At 73.1% G+C, this 15435-nt stretch carries 13 protein-coding genes; 8 read left to right on the top strand and 5 right to left on the bottom strand.

The window, feature by feature from the left end:
• Positions 1-114: 114 nt before the first annotated feature.
• Together B1H19_RS20175 and B1H19_RS20170 are read right to left on the bottom strand one after the other, a co-directional pair.
• The gene (locus B1H19_RS20175) at positions 115-1758 is read right to left on the bottom strand and encodes an ABC transporter permease (protein WP_083106039.1); all 1644 of its coding nucleotides are present in this window, start codon (positions 1756-1758) and stop codon (positions 115-117) included.
• Complete coding sequence (locus tag B1H19_RS20170) at positions 1755-2732, bottom strand: ABC transporter ATP-binding protein (RefSeq protein WP_083106038.1); 978 nt, start codon at positions 2730-2732, stop codon at positions 1755-1757. The genes B1H19_RS20175 and B1H19_RS20170 overlap by 4 nt, the downstream gene beginning before the upstream one ends.
• A 93-nt stretch (positions 2733-2825) precedes the next feature.
• Here B1H19_RS20170 and B1H19_RS20165 point away from each other — a divergent pair, with 93 nt between their 5' ends.
• The 3 genes from B1H19_RS20165 to B1H19_RS20155 all read left to right on the top strand — a co-directional run bounded on the left by B1H19_RS20165 (position 2826) and on the right by B1H19_RS20155 (position 5452).
• Complete coding sequence (locus B1H19_RS20165) at positions 2826-3395, top strand: GbsR/MarR family transcriptional regulator (protein ID WP_107426068.1); 570 nt, start codon at positions 2826-2828, stop codon at positions 3393-3395.
• Positions 3396-3584: 189 nt separating this feature from the next.
• Positions 3585-4814, top strand: coding sequence for a sensor histidine kinase (locus B1H19_RS20160; protein WP_083106036.1), 1230 nt, complete (start codon positions 3585-3587; stop codon positions 4812-4814).
• A complete protein-coding gene (locus B1H19_RS20155; RefSeq protein ID WP_083106035.1) occupies positions 4802-5452 on the top strand; it encodes a response regulator transcription factor in 651 nt (216 codons plus the stop codon). The genes B1H19_RS20160 and B1H19_RS20155 overlap by 13 nt, the downstream gene beginning before the upstream one ends.
• Positions 5453-5486: 34 nt before the next feature.
• Here B1H19_RS20155 and B1H19_RS20150 read toward each other — a convergent pair whose 3' ends face one another.
• Positions 5487-6569 (bottom strand): diacylglycerol kinase catalytic domain-containing protein, encoded by a 1083-nt coding sequence (locus tag B1H19_RS20150; protein ID WP_083106034.1) that lies wholly within the window; start codon positions 6567-6569, stop codon positions 5487-5489.
• 236 nt (positions 6570-6805) lie between these two features.
• On the opposite strand from B1H19_RS20150, the gene B1H19_RS20145 reads away from it, so the two are divergent.
• Positions 6806-8092, top strand: coding sequence for an adenylosuccinate synthase (locus tag B1H19_RS20145; RefSeq protein ID WP_083106033.1), 1287 nt, complete (start codon positions 6806-6808; stop codon positions 8090-8092).
• Between the two features lie 133 nt (positions 8093-8225).
• Here the strand turns inward: B1H19_RS20145 and B1H19_RS20140 are convergent, their stop codons facing one another.
• The gene (locus B1H19_RS20140; protein WP_083106032.1) at positions 8226-9932 is read right to left on the bottom strand and encodes a serine/threonine-protein kinase; all 1707 of its coding nucleotides are present in this window, start codon (positions 9930-9932) and stop codon (positions 8226-8228) included.
• Between the two features lie 443 nt (positions 9933-10375).
• On the opposite strand from B1H19_RS20140, the gene B1H19_RS20135 reads away from it, so the two are divergent.
• From B1H19_RS20135 to B1H19_RS20120, 4 genes are all read left to right on the top strand, one after another.
• Positions 10376-11170: a polyphosphate polymerase domain-containing protein gene (locus B1H19_RS20135; protein ID WP_083106031.1), complete on the top strand. Its 795-nt coding sequence runs from the start codon at positions 10376-10378 to the stop codon at positions 11168-11170.
• Positions 11171-11469: 299 nt separating this feature from the next.
• Positions 11470-12846 (top strand): aspartate aminotransferase family protein, encoded by a 1377-nt coding sequence (locus tag B1H19_RS20130; RefSeq protein ID WP_083106030.1) that lies wholly within the window; start codon positions 11470-11472, stop codon positions 12844-12846.
• A 182-nt stretch (positions 12847-13028) separates the two neighbouring features.
• A complete protein-coding gene (locus B1H19_RS20125) occupies positions 13029-13718 on the top strand; it encodes a GntR family transcriptional regulator (protein ID WP_083106029.1) in 690 nt (229 codons plus the stop codon).
• Positions 13719-13868: 150 nt separating this feature from the next.
• On the top strand, positions 13869-14516 hold the full coding sequence (locus B1H19_RS20120; RefSeq protein ID WP_083106028.1) for a hypothetical protein: 648 nt from the start codon (positions 13869-13871) through the stop codon (positions 14514-14516).
• 24 nt (positions 14517-14540) lie between these two features.
• Here B1H19_RS20120 and B1H19_RS20115 read toward each other — a convergent pair whose 3' ends face one another.
• Positions 14541-15410, bottom strand: coding sequence for an SLATT domain-containing protein (locus B1H19_RS20115; protein WP_083106027.1), 870 nt, complete (start codon positions 15408-15410; stop codon positions 14541-14543).
• Between the last annotated feature and the right edge of the window lie 25 nt (positions 15411-15435).

Below are 15435 nucleotides of genomic sequence, written 5' to 3'. Positions count from 1 at the left end.
GCGTGGTTGTCCACAGCCTGTGGAGAAAGTGGAGTGCGCCGCCGGAGTCCGCTACAGCTCCGGCGGCGCGCGTACCAGGGGGCGGCCGTCCCCCCGAGGGACGACCGCCCGGGGTCAGCCGATATCGCGTCGGCGGAAGCCGACGAGACCGGCCGTGGCGAGCAGGACCGCGAGGCCGAGCAGCCAGAGGAACGGGGCGGCCGTGGCCTCGCCGCCCGGCAGCTTGGGCAGATGGCTGTACGGGGAGAGGTCCATCGCCCACTGCGGGAACTTCAGGGCCGGGCCGATCCAGCCGATGGCGAGGCAGCCGCCCACCACGGCCCACACGGCGGTGGTGGCCTTGGGCACCAGTCCGTAGACGCAGACGGCCAGGCCCGTGAGCACCCAGACGGCGGGGACCTGGGCGAGCGCGGCGCCGAGCACCGGGCCGAGCCGGCCGGTGACGTCATGGGCGGAGACGCCGTAGCCGAGGCCCAGGGCCAGGCCGCCGAAGGCCAGGATCACGGCCGTGCCGACGTAGGCGATGGCCAGATGGCCGCAGGCCCAGCGCAGACGGCCGACGGCGCAGGCCAGCACCGGTTCGGCGCGGTCGCCGGTTTCCTCGCCGCGCAGCCGGAGCACCGCCCCGGCCGCGTAGATCGCCGCGACCATGCCCAGCATCCCGGTCATCGTGGCCAGGAAGGCGTCGGTCAGCGCCTGCTGTCCGCCCATCCGCCGGAAGATCTCCAGGGCCTGCCGGTTGGTGCCGACCAGGTCGGAGGCGCCCTTGGCGATACCGCCGAAGATCCCGCCGGCGCAGAGGAAGCCGAGCGTCCAGCCCAGCAGAGTGGTGCGCTGGAGGCGCCAGGCCAGGCCGAACGGGCCGCTCAGCGACCGGGGCGCGCGGGCCGGGCCGGGGCGGGCCGGCAGGAAGCTCATCCCGATGTCGCGACGAGCCGTCAGGACATAGGCGGCGGCGAGGGCGAGGGCCGTACCGGCGGCGAGGAGAAGCAGCACCCACCAGCGGTCGCCGGCGTAGGCGCGGACGTGCTCGGCCCAGCCGATCGGCGAGATCCAGGTGAGCGGCGACGAGGCGTCCGCCGTCGCGGCGTCCCCCGCGGCGCGCAGGGCGAAGACGAGCCCGAGGACCGCGCCGGTGAGCCCCTTGGCGAGCCGGGCGCTCTCGGTGAGCTGTGCGGCGATGGCGGCCAGCGCGGCGAACAGCAGGCCGGTGCCACCGATGGCGAGCCCCAGGGCGAACGAACCGGCCGTCGGCTGGCCCGATGCGGCCAGCCCGCCCCCGATCAGCGCGGCCAGCGCGATATCGGCGATCAGGGCCGCGAGCAGCGCGGCGGTCAGCGGCGCACGACGCCCGACCATGCCTGCGGAGAGCAGCTCCTGACGCCCCGTCTCCTCCTCCTCGCGGGTGTGCCGCACGACGATCAGCAGGCTCATCACGGCGGCGAGGACCGCGCCGAAACCGGCCATCCGCCAGGTGACCAGGCCGCCGATGGTGTCGCCGAAGACCGGTCCGTACAGCGCGCGCAGCGAGGCGTTGGCGTTCATCGACGCGGCCAGCTCGGCCCGCTTGGCGGCGGTGTCGTACAGCGCCTGGAAGGACGAGCCCATCGCGGCGACGAGCAGCCCGAGGGCCAGCACCCAGGCCGGGATCATCACCCGGTCGCGGCGCAGCGCGAGCCTCAACAGCACGCCGGTGCCCGCCAGATGACGGGACCCGCGGGCCGGCGCAAGGGTGGCCGCGGCCGATACGGCGGTCATCGCGCGCTCGCCTCCTTGCCGCGGGCGGTTGCCCCGGTCGCCCGGTCGGCGCCGGTCTCGTCCTGGTAGTGCCGCAGGAAGAGCTCTTCGAGGGTGGGCGGGGTGCTGGTCAGGTTGCGGACGCCGGATGCGCACAGCGCGCGCAGGACGGCATCGAGCCGGTCGGTGTCGGCCTGGAGGGTGACCCGCACGCCCTGGCCGCCCTCGGCCGCCTGACTGGTGAGGTCGTGCACGCCGGGAAGCTGCGCCAGTCCGTTGGGCGGGCCTGCCAGTTCGGCGATGACGGAGGTGCGGGTGAGATGCCGCAGCTGCCCGAGCGAGCCGGACTCGACGGTCCGCCCCTGGCGGATGATGCTGACCCGGTCGCACAGCGCCTCGACCTCGGACAGCACATGGCTGGAGAGCAGGACCGTACGGCCGCGGTCGCGCTCCTCGGCGACGCAGCTCTGGAAGACCTCCTCCATCAGCGGGTCCAGTCCGGAGGTCGGCTCGTCCAGGATCAGCAGATCGACGTCGGAGGCGAACGCGGCGACCAGGGCGACCTTTTGACGGTTGCCCTTGGAGTACGTCCGCCCCTTCTTGGTCGGGTCCAGTTCGAACCGCTCCAGCAGTTCGTCGCGCCGGGCGCCGTCCAGACCGCCGCGCAGCCGGCCGTAGAGATCGATGACCTCTCCGCCGGAGAGATTGCGCCAGAGGGTGACGTCCCCGGGGACGTAGGCCACGTGGCGGTGGAGCGCGACCGCATCACGCCAGGGGTCCTTGCCCAGCACCTGGGCGGTGCCGCCGTCGGCGCGCAGCAGGCCCAGCAGGACGCGGATCGTGGTGGACTTCCCGGCGCCGTTGGGCCCGAGGAAGCCGTGCACCTCACCGGCCTCGACGTCGAGGTCGAGGCCGTCCAGCGCGTGGGTGCGGCCGAACGACTTGTGCAGGCCGGCCACGCGGATCGCGACAGAGGGAGAGATTGCCGTCGTCATGCTTGTGAAGATACGCTAGATTCACAAATTTGTGAAGTTAAGGAATCGTAATACGTTGGGGTCGCGTTTCTGATCAGGGGAGATGATGCGGACATGGCCGACGAGCACCACAGCGCACATGAGCAGCGCGGGCGACAGGAGCAGGAGCGCCCCGCGGAGCGGCGCGGCGCCGGGGAGCGGCGCGGCACCGAGGCCGTAGGGGAGTTCGTCGAGCGGTTCGCCGCACAGCTCGTCGACGCCGGGATGCCGCGGATGCCCTCGCGCGTTTTCGCCTGCCTGCTGGCCTCCGAGACCGGTGTCCTGACCTCGGCGGAGCTCGGCGAACGCCTCCAGATCAGCCCTGCCGCCGTCTCCGGCGCCGTGCGCTACCTCTCCCAGGTCAACATGCTCAGCCGCGAACGCGAGCCCGGCTCCCGGCGCGACCGCTACCGCGTCCACAGCGACCAGTGGTACGAGGCCCTGGCCCGCCGCGACAACGTCCTCAGCCGCTGGGAGGCCACCTTGCGCGAGGGCCTCGCAAGCCTCGGCGACACCTCCCCCGCCGCCCACCGCATCGGCGAGACCCTCGCCTTCTTCGAGTTCATGCAGGGTGAGCTCGGCGGCATGATGGAGCGCTGGCGCCACCACCGCGACCAGCTGCGGGAGGGCGGCGCCGACGACTGAGGGGTGACGGCTCAACTCCGCCCGGCCGTACGGCGATCGGCCCGTATCCCGGCCGCCCGGCGCGCAGCCCGCCGTAGTGCAGCCTGCTGTAGTGCCCCCGCCCGGCCCCGTACCGCAGACTGATCCGCGGCCGGGGCGATCACGGCGCATCCCGTGATCGCGGTGCAACGACTCAGGGGGACGGGGATCATGACGACAGTGGGGCGGGGCGCGGGATATCTGCTGGTCGGGCTGGTGTCGGGGCTGGTGTCGCTGCTGATGCTGCCCCTGCTGGTCGTGGGGGTGCTGAGTACGGCGGTGGGCGGGCTGGGCCTGGTGGCGTTCCCGCGGATGGTGGTGGGGCTGCGGTGGTGGGCCGAGTGGCACCGGGGGCGCGCCGCCGGACTGCTGGAGGTCTCGGTCGCCGCACGGTCAACGGGGCTGCCCAAGGGGATCGGCGCCCAGTGGCGGCAGGCCGTCCGCGGTCCCGGGGCGCGGCAGGACCTGCGCTGGCTGTGCCGCCAGGCGCTGACCGGGATTCCGGCCGGGCTGATCGCGCTCGCCGGCGTCGGCGGGGCGCTGGGCACCGTGGCCGTGACCGCCGTGTGGTGGCTGTTCCCGGAAGGCGAGCCGCTGCGGCTGCTGGGGACCGTCCCGGTGACGGGGTGGGGCGCCGCGCTCGCCCTGGGGGCCGTGCAGACCGTCGTCGCCGGGGCGGTGGCCTGGTGGGCGGTGCCGCGGCTGGCGCGCCGGCATGCACGGAGCTGCCTGACGGCGCTGGCCCCATCCATGGAGGTCCAACTGGCCGAGCGTGTAGGGGAGTTGACCGAAAGCCGGGCCGGGGTGCTGGATGCGCACGGTGCGGAGCTGCGCCGTATCGAGCGCGATCTGCACGACGGGACGCAGGCCCGGCTCGTGGCGATCGCGATGCGGCTGGGCGTGGCCAGGGAAACGCTGCCCGAGGAGTCGGGAGCACTGGCGAAGCTGCTCCAGGAGGCCCACGAAGGCGCCGAGGAGGCGATGGCGGAGCTGCGCGAGGTGATCCGCACGATGTACCCGCCGATCCTCACCGACCGGGGGCTGGAGGGCGCGCTCACCGCCGTGGCCGCGGGCGCCGGCATCCCCGCCGAGGTGGAGCTCGGCGAACTGGGCAGGCTGCCCGCCGCCGTGGAGGCCGCCGCCTACTTCGTCGTCACGGAGTCGCTCACCAATGCCGCCAAGCACAGCGGCGCCGCCCGGGTCGTGGTCCGGCTGACCCGCGATGAGGCCGGGCTGCTGATCGAGATCACCGACGACGGGAGAGGCGGCGCCGACGAGACCCGGGGCACCGGCATCGTCGGCATCCGCCGCCGCGCGGCCGCGCTGGACGGCACCGTCCGGGTCACCAGCCCCGCCGGCGGGCCGACCGCCGTCGTCGTGGAGCTGCCGTGCGCGTCGTGATCGCCGAGGACAATGTGCTCCTCTCGGCGGGCCTGGAACTGATCCTGGGGACCAAGGACATCGAGGTGGCCGCCGTCGTCACGGACGCCCCCGGCCTGCTGGACGCCGCGGCCCGACACCGCCCGGACGCCCTGATCGTCGACGTACGGCTGCCCCCGTCGTTCCGCGACGAGGGCATCCGGGCCGCGCTCGCCGTCCGGCGCGCGCATCCCGGGCTGCCGGTCCTGGTGCTGTCGCAGTACGTGGAGCGGGTCTACGCCCATGAGCTGCTCGCCGACGGCTCCGGGGGCGTCGGCTATCTGCTCAAGGACCGGGTGAGCCGGGTCGGCGAGTTCGTCGACGCCCTGCGCCGGGTGGCCCGGGGCGGCACCGTCATGGACGCGGAGGTGGTCGATCAGCTCATGACCGGGACCGGCCGCAATGCCGCCGTCGACGCGCTCACCCCGCGCGAGCGCGAGGTGCTCACCCTGATGGCGCGCGGTCTGGGCAACCGGGAGATCGGCGAGCGGCTGGTCATCACGGACAACGCCGTGCACAAGCACATCGGCAACATCTTCGCCAAGCTCGGGCTCCCGGTGGACGACCGGGGGCACCGGCGGGTGCTGGCGGTGCTCACCTATCTGGACAGCAGGGGCTGACGGGGAGGCCGGGGCCGCCGGGTGCGGCGCCCCCTCAGCGCGGCACCGTCAACCGCCACGCCCCCGCCTGCACCGTCCACGTACGCGTCCGCACCGGTCCGCCCACCACCGCGTCCGCCCGGTAGTGGAAGTCGGCCCCGGACACCGTCACCGCCCGCGCCTGCGCCCGGACGGGCCGCGCCCCGTCCGGCCAGCGCACCTCGATCTCGGCCAGACCGCCGCCGCCACGGCCGTCGGGCCCGCCACGGGCGTCGGGCCGGGCGCCGCCGTCGTGCCGGGAGCCGCCATCGCGCCCGCCACCGCCGTCGTGCCCGGCACCCGCGTCCCAACCGTCACCCTCGCGTCGGCCCTCGCCTCCGCCGTCCCGTCCGAAGCCGCCGCCCGCGCCCCGCCGTCCCCCGTCCGCCCCGGCGGCCCCGCGGTCCTCCTCGGGATCGGGCCCCGTCGTCACCGAGACCCCCCGTACCGGGCGGTCCAGATCGGCCAGGAGCACCCCGTCCGCCTCGATCCGCAGCCGGTGTTCCGGGGCCCGCCCGTGCCGCCCGCCGGGGCCGAGCCCGAGGCTCCGTCCCGCCCCCGGGGCCAGCAGGGCCAGCGCCGTACGGGCCGTCCGCGCGGCCGGCTCCCACCAGGACCGGTGGTCCGCCACCGGCCCCGCGCGCTCGACCAGGGGCGCGAGCCCCGCCACCGGGGCGCCGTCCGCGCACGGGATCCGCAGCCCGCCCAGCACGATCCCGTCGCTGTCGTCCGTGAGCAGATCCATGGCCCGCTCCCCGCCGTCCAGGACGGTCCGCGCCGCCGCCACCGTGTCCGTGGGCACCCCCAGCAACCGGCTCAGCGCGAGCGCGGCGGGCGCCCCCACCGGGACCACCGACACCGGCACCCGCGCCAGCTCCCGCTCCTTGTGCAGCAGCCCCACGGCCCGCAGCAGCGCCCGGTCGTCCCCGATCACCACCGGGCGCCGCTGCCCGCGCCGTGCCAGCGCCCGGGCGAACTCCTCCGGCCCCTCCGGCAGGCAGATCTTCGCTCCGGCTCCCGCCGCTCCCGCACACAGGACATCCCGCGCAATCCGTACGGATTCCCCGTCCGTACGGCGCGCGACCGGGTCGATGACCACGAGCAGGGGGTACCCCCGAACGGAGTCCGCGGGAGTGTGCCCAGAAGGCTGCGCCGACACCTCGGTCCTTCCTCAGGTAGCATCTCGGTGCAAGAGCCCCTTGCGCTATTGCGCCAGGGGCTTCGTCTATTCCGGGGCACCGGTCCGACGGATCTGGCGATGACGGACGTGTGAACACGCACGCCGACACCAGCCACGCACGTTGGACATGCCCCGCCCGGAAGGGGTGTACGCCTGTGCCCGCACTTGTGCTGCTCGGTGCTCAGTGGGGTGATGAGGGCAAGGGAAAGGCCACCGATCTGCTCGGTGGATCCGTTGATTACGTAGTGCGCTACCAGGGCGGCAACAACGCCGGCCACACGGTCGTCGTCGGCGACCAGAAGTACGCGCTGCACCTTCTCCCTTCCGGAATCCTCTCCCCGGGGTGCACCCCGGTCATCGGTAACGGAGTCGTCGTCGACCCAGCGGTCCTGCTCTCCGAGCTGAGCGGACTCAACGAGCGCGGTGTCGACACGTCCAAGCTGCTGATCAGCGGTAACGCGCATCTGATCACGCCGTACAACATCACCGTCGACAAGGTGACCGAGCGCTTCCTCGGAAAGCGCAAGATCGGCACGACCGGCCGCGGCATCGGCCCGACCTACGCCGACAAGATCAACCGCGTCGGCATCCGGGTCCAGGACCTCTACGACGAGTCGATCCTGCACCAGAAGGTCGAGGCGGCCCTCGACGTCAAGAACCAGCTGCTCACCAAGCTCTACAACCGCCGCGCCATCGAGGCCGGCCAGGTCGTCGAGGAGCTGCTGGGCTACGCCGAGCAGATCAAGGGCTATGTCGCCGACACCACCCTGATCCTCAACAACGCCCTCGACGACGACAAGGTCGTGCTCTTCGAAGGCGGCCAGGGCACCCTGCTGGACATCGACCACGGCACCTACCCCTTCGTCACGTCCTCGAACCCGACGGCCGGCGGTGCCTGCACCGGTGCCGGCGTCGGCCCGACGAAGATCAGCCGGGTCATCGGCATCCTGAAGGCGTACACCACCCGCGTCGGCGCCGGCCCGTTCCCCACCGAGCTGTTCGACAAGGACGGCGAGGCGCTGCGCACCATCGGCGGCGAGCGGGGCGTGACCACCGGCCGCGACCGCCGCTGCGGCTGGTTCGACGCGGTCATCGCGCGCTACGCGACCCGGGTGAACGGCCTGACCGACTTCTTCCTCACCAAGCTGGACGTCCTCACCGGCTGGGAGCAGATCCCGGTCTGCGTCGCCTACGAGATCGACGGCAAGCGCGTCGAGGAACTGCCGTACTCGCAGACCGACTTCCACCACGCGAAGCCGGTGTACGAGATGCTGCCGGGCTGGTCCGAGGACATCACCAAGGCGAAGTCCTTCTCCGACCTGCCGAAGAACGCGCAGGCGTACGTCAAGGCGCTGGAGGAGATGTCCGGCGCCCCGATCTCGGCCATCGGCGTCGGCCCCGGGCGCGACGAGACGATCGAGATCAACTCGTTCCTGTCGTAGTCCTGTTGCAGGTCCGCTGTACATCTCCCGGAAGCCGGGACGGCAGGGCCCGCGCACCGTTCTCATGGACGGGCGCGGGCCCTGTCGCGTACCAGCGCGCGCTGCGCCGCGCCGCGCGCCGACGCCGCCCGGGTCAGCCGGTCCTGCGGTACATCAGCGGCGCCTTGCCGTCCGCCATGGAGCGCTCCAGCCGTCCGCCCACCAGCTTCAGGATGCTGGGCGAGCCGGGGCTGCAACTGGGGGTCTGGCCGCCGTCGACCTGGGAGGGGCCGAGGCGGACCGGCGGCCCGGCCTTCTTCAGGGCGGCCGAGAACCTGCAGCGATAGGTTTCCCCGGTCACCGTCATCCTCATGACGGTGTCGCCGGCCGCGCCCTGCTTGAGCGTGATGTGGTGGACCGCGCCGTCGAGGCCCGTGGCCTCCCAGGTGCCCAGATAGCCCGCTGGGATGCGTCCGTCCTCGTGCGCTGCCGAGCCCCGGCCGTCCTTGCCCTGTGCGCCCTCCGCCCGTACGCCGTCGCTGTCGTCGCTCAGCACGAGATACCCGGTGACCGCAGCGGCCGCGCAGGCGACCAGCGCGATGACGGCCGCCAGGGTCGATCCGACGCGCCGCTGACGGCGGCGGGACGCCCGCGGCGCCATCGGGGCGGGCGGCTGTGGCGCGGCTGCCGGTGCCTGGGCCGGCGGCGGGTACCCGTACCCCCCTTGGGGCGCGTATGGGGCCGGGCCCTGGGGGACAGGCGACGGCGGCGGGACGGGCGGCGCGTAGTGCCCGGGCGGTGTGTGCTGACCGGGCGGTGTGTGGTGCGGGGGAGGCGTGTGCGGGGCGGCCGGGGGCGTGGCGACGGTGGGCATGGCGTGCACCCCCGTGTCGCTCGGATTCTCCGCCTCCAGCAGCTCGATGGCATGCCGTCCCAGCCGCGCGACCAGGGCCCCCGGCAGCCAGGGCTCGTCCTCGTCCGCGACGCCCGCCAGGGGGTCCTCCGCCATCGCCACCAGCTGCGCCGGTGTGGGGCGTTGGGTCGGGTCCTTGGTCAGGCAGGCGGCGACCAGGGGGTGCAGACCCGCCGGCAGGGTGGCGAGGTCGGGCTCCTCCTGGGCGATGCGGTACATCAGCGCATGCACCCCGCTCTCGGCCGTCCCGAACGGCTGCCGCCCGGTGGCCGCGTACATCAGGACCGATCCGAGGCAGAAGACATCACAGGCCGGGCCGATCGGCTCACCGCGCACCTGCTCGGGCGCCATGAACCCGGGGGAGCCGAGCGTCGCACCGGTGCGGGTCATGCCGTCGGCCACCGCTTCCAGGGCGCGGGCGATGCCGAAGTCGATGACGCGGGGGCCGTCGATGGTGATCAGAACGTTGGAGGGCTTGAGGTCGCGGTGCACGATGCCGGCGGCGTGGATCGCCTGGAGCGCGCGGGCCAGCCCGGCCGCCAGGATCCGTACCGTCCGCTCGGGCAGCGGGGTGCCGCCGGCGACCACCTGCGCCAGGGAGGGGCCGGCGATATAGCCGGTGGCGACCCAGGGCGTCTCGGCCTCGGTGTCCGCGTCCAGTACGGGCGCGGTCCACTCCCCGCCGACCTGCTGTGCGGCCCGCACCTCGCGTCGGAAGCGGGCGCGGAACTCCTCCTGGCCGGCCAGTTCGCCGCGCACGAGCTTGACGGCGAGGGTACGGCCGCGGTCCGAGCGGGCCAGGAACACCTTGCCCATCCCGCCCTCGCCGAGCCGCCCGATCAGGCGGTAGTCCCCGATGCGCGGCGGGTCCCCGGCGTTGAGCGGCGTCAGCCCGCCCGCTCGCCCCGTCCGCCCCTGTTGCTGCCCAGCATGTCCCGGCTGTTCCACGATTCCGTCGCCCTTTCCCCCGAATCCGCCCTGCCCGCGTCCCCGTGTCCGCGGTGAGGATATCCAGGGGGCCGCGGGCAGGGGCAGTCGGAGCGCCCCTGAACGGCCATGGGCTCTGCCCTGTCCGGTTCGTGCGGTCGGTTCAACGGCCGGACGGTGTCCGGAACCTGATGGTGGTGGATGTCTGGTTCCGCGTCCCGGAACTTTCCCGGGGTACGGAACGTAGAACGCGTGCCGCTACGTATCCCGTACCGCCACGCATCGCACAGCGGCGCATCCGGCACGGCGCACCGCACCACGCACAACCTGCGGCTCCCGCAGAGCTCCAGCGCACCTCACCGCACCGACGCGCCCCACACCCGGCGCACTGCACCGCACCGCACCGTAAGCACCGCCCGGTCCCGCACGATCCCCCGTCCTCACTTCCTTGCCAAGGAGACCGTGTGATTCCCGCCGTACGAGCCCTCGCCCGCGCCGCCATGGCCGCGCGCCCGGTACCGCTCGCCGACGTCCAGGCACGGGCCGAACTCCTCGCCCGCTTCGACAACACCTATCTCGTCCCGGTCGAGGTCTTCGCCGCCTTCGCGGCCGAACTCACCGACCGCCGGCGCCCCGGCGGCCCGTTCGCCGTGCTGTGCATCAACGGCCGCCGCTGGTTCCGCTATCACTCCGTCTACTACGACACCCCCGACCTGCGTTCCTTCCACGACGACCGGCAGCGCCGCCGGCTGCGCTACAAGATCCGCGAGCGGCTGTACGCGGACACGGGGGAGCGGCAGTTCGAGATCAAGCTCAAGGGGAGCCGCGGCGAGACGGTCAAGCACCGGCAGCCGCTGTTGCCGGGCGATGCGGCCCTCGGCGCGGCCCCGCGCGGCTTCCTGGCGTCCGTACTCGACCGTTCGTACGGGATCGCGGCCCCCACCGAGCTGGGCCGCTCCATCGAGACGGACTACACCCGGGCCACCTTCGTCGCCAACGGCCGGCGCATCACCTGCGATGCGGCCCTGCTCTGCCGCGATCTGGAGACCGGCCACACGGTACGGGCCGACGGCGGGCTGATCCTCGTCGAGACCAAGACCACCGGCCACCTGACCGAGGCCGACCGACTGCTGCACGGCTACGGCATCCACGCCGCCGAATTCACCAAATACTGCGGCGGGTTGTCGGCCCTGCGCCCGGACCTCACCGCCCACGACTGGCAGCGGGCGGTGCGTACGGCATTTCCCACCGCGGCGTGAGGGGGCGCCGGGGAGGAGCCGATGGAGGAGCCGATGTTTCACGTGAAACCGACACCATCGCCGACGTTTCACGTGAAACACTCCCCGGCCGCCCCTCCCCGGCGCTTCCTCGAAGGTTCCTCGGAGCTTCCTCCAACCCCCGCAGACATTCCGCCCGTCCCGTAGACATTCTGTCCGAGCGCGTGGTGAGCGCCATACACACTGTCGGTACCCGCCGGAGGACGGTGATCCTTACGCTGAGAGGTGTTCGCCGGGCCTGTCCACCGGCGGCCCGAGCGACCCGATCCGAGGTACTGACCGTGACTACGACCCCCTCCGCTTCCGCCGCCGACCCCGCCGCCGGGGCCGCAGTCAAGGCCGCCGACCGCGCCCATGTCTTTCACTCCTGGTCCGCGCAGGGCCTGATCGACCCGCTGGCGGTCGCCGGGGCCGAGGGCTCGTACTTCTGGGACTACGACGGCAACCGCTACCTCGACTTCTCCTCCCAGCTGGTCAACACCAACATCGGCCACCAGCACCCCAAGGTCGTCGCGGCCATCCAGGAGCAGGCCGCCAAGCTGTGCACCCTCGCGCCCGGCTTCGCCGTCGACGTCCGCTCCGAGGCCGCCCGGCTGATCGCCGAGCGCACCCCCGGCGACCTCGACAAGATCTTCTTCACCAACGGCGGCGCGGAGGCGGTGGAGAACGCGGTCCGCATGGCCCGCCTGCACACCGGCCGCAGCAAGGTGCTGTCCACCTACCGCTCGTACCACGGCGCCACCGCCGCCGCGATCAACCTGACCGGCGACCCGCGCCGCTGGCCCTCCGACACCGCCTCGGCGGGTGTCGTCCACTTCTGGGGCCCGTTCCTCTACCGCTCGCCCTTCCACGCCGAGAACGAGCAGCAGGAGTGCGAGCGCGCCCTGGCGCATCTTGAGCAGACCATCGCCTTCGAGGGCCCGCAGTCGATCGCCGCGATCATCCTGGAGTCCGTGCCCGGCACCGCGGGGATCATGGTCCCGCCGCCCGGCTACCTCGCCGGCGTCCGCGAGATCTGCGACCGCTACGGCATCGTCTTCATCCTCGACGAGGTCATGGCGGGCTTCGGCCGCACCGGCAAGTGGTTCGCCGCCGACCACTTCGGCGTCACCCCCGACCTGCTGACCTTCGCCAAGGGCGTCAACTCCGGCTATGTCCCGCTGGGCGGCGTCGCGATCAGCGCCGAGATCGCCGCCACCTTCGACCAGCGGCCCTTCCCGGGCGGCCTGACCTACTCCGGCCACCCGCTGGCCTGCGCCTCCGCCGTTGCGACGATCAACGCGATGGCCGAGGAGCGGATCGTGGAGAACGCCGCGGAGATCGGCGAGAAGGTCATCGGCCCCGCCCTGCGGGAGATCGCCGAGCGGCACCCGTCCGTCGGCGAGGTCCGCGGTCTGGGCGTCTTCTGGGCGCTCGATCTGGTCAAGAACAAGGAGACCCGCGAGCCCCTGGTGCCGTACAACGCCTCCGGCGCCGCCAACGCCCCGATGGGCGCATTCGCCGCGGCCTGCAAGCGCGGTGGTCTGTGGCCGTTCGTGAACATGAACCGCACCCATGTGGTCCCCGCCTGCACGATCACCGAGGCGGAGGCCAAGGAGGGCCTGGCCGCCCTCGACGAGGCCCTGACCGCGGCGGACGCGCACACGGACGCCGCCTGAGGCCGACCGGCGGCCGCGTACGGGGCGCGTAGCGAATCCGTACGGCGGCGGCCGGGCGCCCAGCCCGGGGCGTATCGTCCCAGGTACGGTGCGTGGCCGTCGCCGCCCTCGCCTATCGTTGGCCAGGGCCGCTTCCCTTCTGCGCGGTCAGGAAAGTCGAGTCGTCGAAGGAGACGGACACGATGCCCGCCGGCGGAGACAGCTCATTCATACGGCGCAGCACGCTGCGCCAGCAGATCGCCGATGCGCTGCGCGACGAGGTCCTGGCCGGCCGGCTGCCCTCCGGCCATCCCTTCACGGTCAAGGAGATCGCCGAGCAGTACGGCGTCTCCGCCACCCCGGTCCGCGAGGCGCTGCTCGATCTGTGCGCCCAGGGCCTGCTCGACGTCGAACAGCACCGCGGCTTCAAGGTGCACGCCTTCAGCGCCGACGACTTCGTCGCCATGGTCGAGGCCCGCACCCTGATCATCGAGGGCATCTTCCGCAGCGGCGCCGAACACGCCCTGCGCGCCACCCCCGCCGAGGTGCTGATCTCCATCCGCCGCCGCGCCGACGAGGCCGAGCGCGCCGCCCGCGCCGGCGACCTCGATGTGCTGATCGGCTACGACCTGCGCTTCTGGCGCGAGCTGGGCAGCATCGTCGGCAACCCGTACATCAGCGACTTCCTCGACCGGGTCCGCGTCCAGACCTGGATGTTCGCGGTGCCGCTGCTGCGCGGCACGGACGACCTCGGCGCCCGTCTCTGGCACGGCCACAGCCAGCTGGCCAAGGCCCTCGTCCAGTACGACGTCGCCGAGGCGCAGCGCCTCATCGCCGAGTACAACGAGCACTCCCTGGCCCTGGTGGGCAAACGCGGCGAGCACTCCGGCTAGTACTACTGGTAAAGCGCGACGGGCACTACGCTGTCCCGACTCGGCCCTGTGAGCCGTACCGCATCCGTATCCGTACCGTCCCCGTGCCCGTGCCGTCCCTGGTACGTGCGCGTCGGCGTCCCGTCCCCGACCGGAAGCGAGCCCTCACCCGTGGCATGTGACCTGTGGCTGGTGCCCCTCGTAGACGTGCTGTGCCACAGCCCCGACAACCCGTTCTCCGAAGAGATCGCCGCCTACGACAAGGCCCTGACGGACGCGGGCCTGCCGCCGATCCCGGTCTTCAGCTATATGCCGGGCCTGACCGGCGATGTCGCACCGGTCGCCGGGTTCGACTACGACGCGCTGCACTTCCTGCGCCGCGCCTATCTCCTGCGCCTGTGCGGCCTGGAGGTGACCCCGGTGGACGAACTGGGCGGCGACTACGAGCAGTTGCTGGAGATGTTCGAGTCGACGGCGCAGCAGTCGCATCTGGTCTGGCACTACGACCACGCGGGCGCCTACGTCCCGGTCGACTTCCCCCATCCGCTCGCCGACGACGAACTGCTGGAGGGCGGCGGCCCGCTGGGCTCCTCGCACGGGCTGCTGCGCGAACTCGAAGTCGTCGCGCCGTCCCTGGGTATCGATCCGGCCAACCCGCCGGCCGCGCCGGACCCCCCGGCCGGACCGACCTCCCTGGAGGAACGGGCGGCCGTCCCCCTGGACGACGGCCCCTTCGCCAGGGAGCGGCACGTATGGCTGGGCCTGCATGCGGCCGCCACCAGGAGCCTGGGCCAGGGCTCGATGATCGTCTTCAGCTAGGGCCCGCCCCCGGGGCCCCGGCCCTCAGCGCCCCGGCTCCGGCGGCCGCTGCCGCGGCATGTTCGGCCGGGTCCCCGGGGGCAGCATGAACCGCGCCGGCGGCTCCACGCTCTCCTGCCGCGGCGGCGACCACGGGCCCGGCACCTGCGCCGCCGACGGCGCGGGCCCGGCCCGGAACTCCCCCATCCAGTCCGCCGTTTCGGCCCGTACGAGCTCCCCGAGGTCCTCGTTGAACCGCCGCAGCACCCCCAGGCACCGCTCGGCCGCCTCGCTCGCCGTGCCGTCGGTCGGGCCCAGGACCTCGCGGACGCTCTCCGACGCCCAGTCGAACTGCAACGCCTCCAGCCGCCGGTGGATCGCCTGGGCGGTCGCCAGATCCCGCATCCATCCGGCCGTCACCCCGAAATACCGGTCGCAGCCCACGCACACCGCCGCCACCAGCAGCGACAGATAGCCCCACGGGGCCCCGCCCTTCCAGGCCCCTGTGAAGTCCAGCAGTGGCAGCAGCCCGCCCACCGACACCCCGGCCGCGGCGCCGAGCCGCAGCGCCCGTGCCCCGCGGCGTTTGGCCTGCCGGTCGCGCAGGTACCAGTCGGCGGCGCGCAGCGCGCCCTCCTCCGTCCACAGGTAGAGCGCGTCCAGGCGGTCGGCCGGCTCCCCCCAGTCGCCCAGCGGGAACAGCCGCCCGGAAAGGTCCTCGCGGCCCCGGACCGGGCCGCCGTACTCCCCTCCGCAGCCGTCGTACGGGCCCCGCTCGCGGCCGGGCCCCCGGTCCCGGAAACGACTGCGCTCCCGGTCGCGGTACCGGTCCCAGCGCCATTCGCGGCCGTTCCCCCGCCGCTGCCCACCCTCCTTCCGGGGAAGCCCCTCGGGCTGCATCTCCGGCTGACTCACCCGTGCTCCCTCGATACGGATCCGT

The sequence above is a fragment of the Streptomyces gilvosporeus genome, from assembly GCF_002082195.1.
Classification (GTDB): Bacteria; Actinomycetota; Actinomycetes; order Streptomycetales; family Streptomycetaceae; genus Streptomyces; species Streptomyces gilvosporeus.
Note: the sequence above shows the minus strand (reverse complement) of the source record. Positions and strands in the feature narration are given on the sequence as shown.

Excerpts from the sequence above, each read along its gene's own strand:
- B1H19_RS20175 (WP_083106039.1), bottom strand. The coding sequence starts at position 1,758 with ATGACCGCCGTATCGGCCGCGGCCACCCTTGCGCCGGCCCGCGGGTCC.
- B1H19_RS20125 (WP_083106029.1), top strand. The coding sequence starts at position 13,029 with ATGCCCGCCGGCGGAGACAGCTCATTCATACGGCGCAGCACGCTGCGC.
- B1H19_RS20160 (WP_083106036.1), top strand. The coding sequence starts at position 3,585 with ATGACGACAGTGGGGCGGGGCGCGGGATATCTGCTGGTCGGGCTGGTG.
- B1H19_RS20170 (WP_083106038.1), bottom strand. The coding sequence starts at position 2,732 with ATGACGACGGCAATCTCTCCCTCTGTCGCGATCCGCGTGGCCGGCCTG.
- B1H19_RS20165 (WP_107426068.1), top strand. The coding sequence starts at position 2,826 with ATGGCCGACGAGCACCACAGCGCACATGAGCAGCGCGGGCGACAGGAG.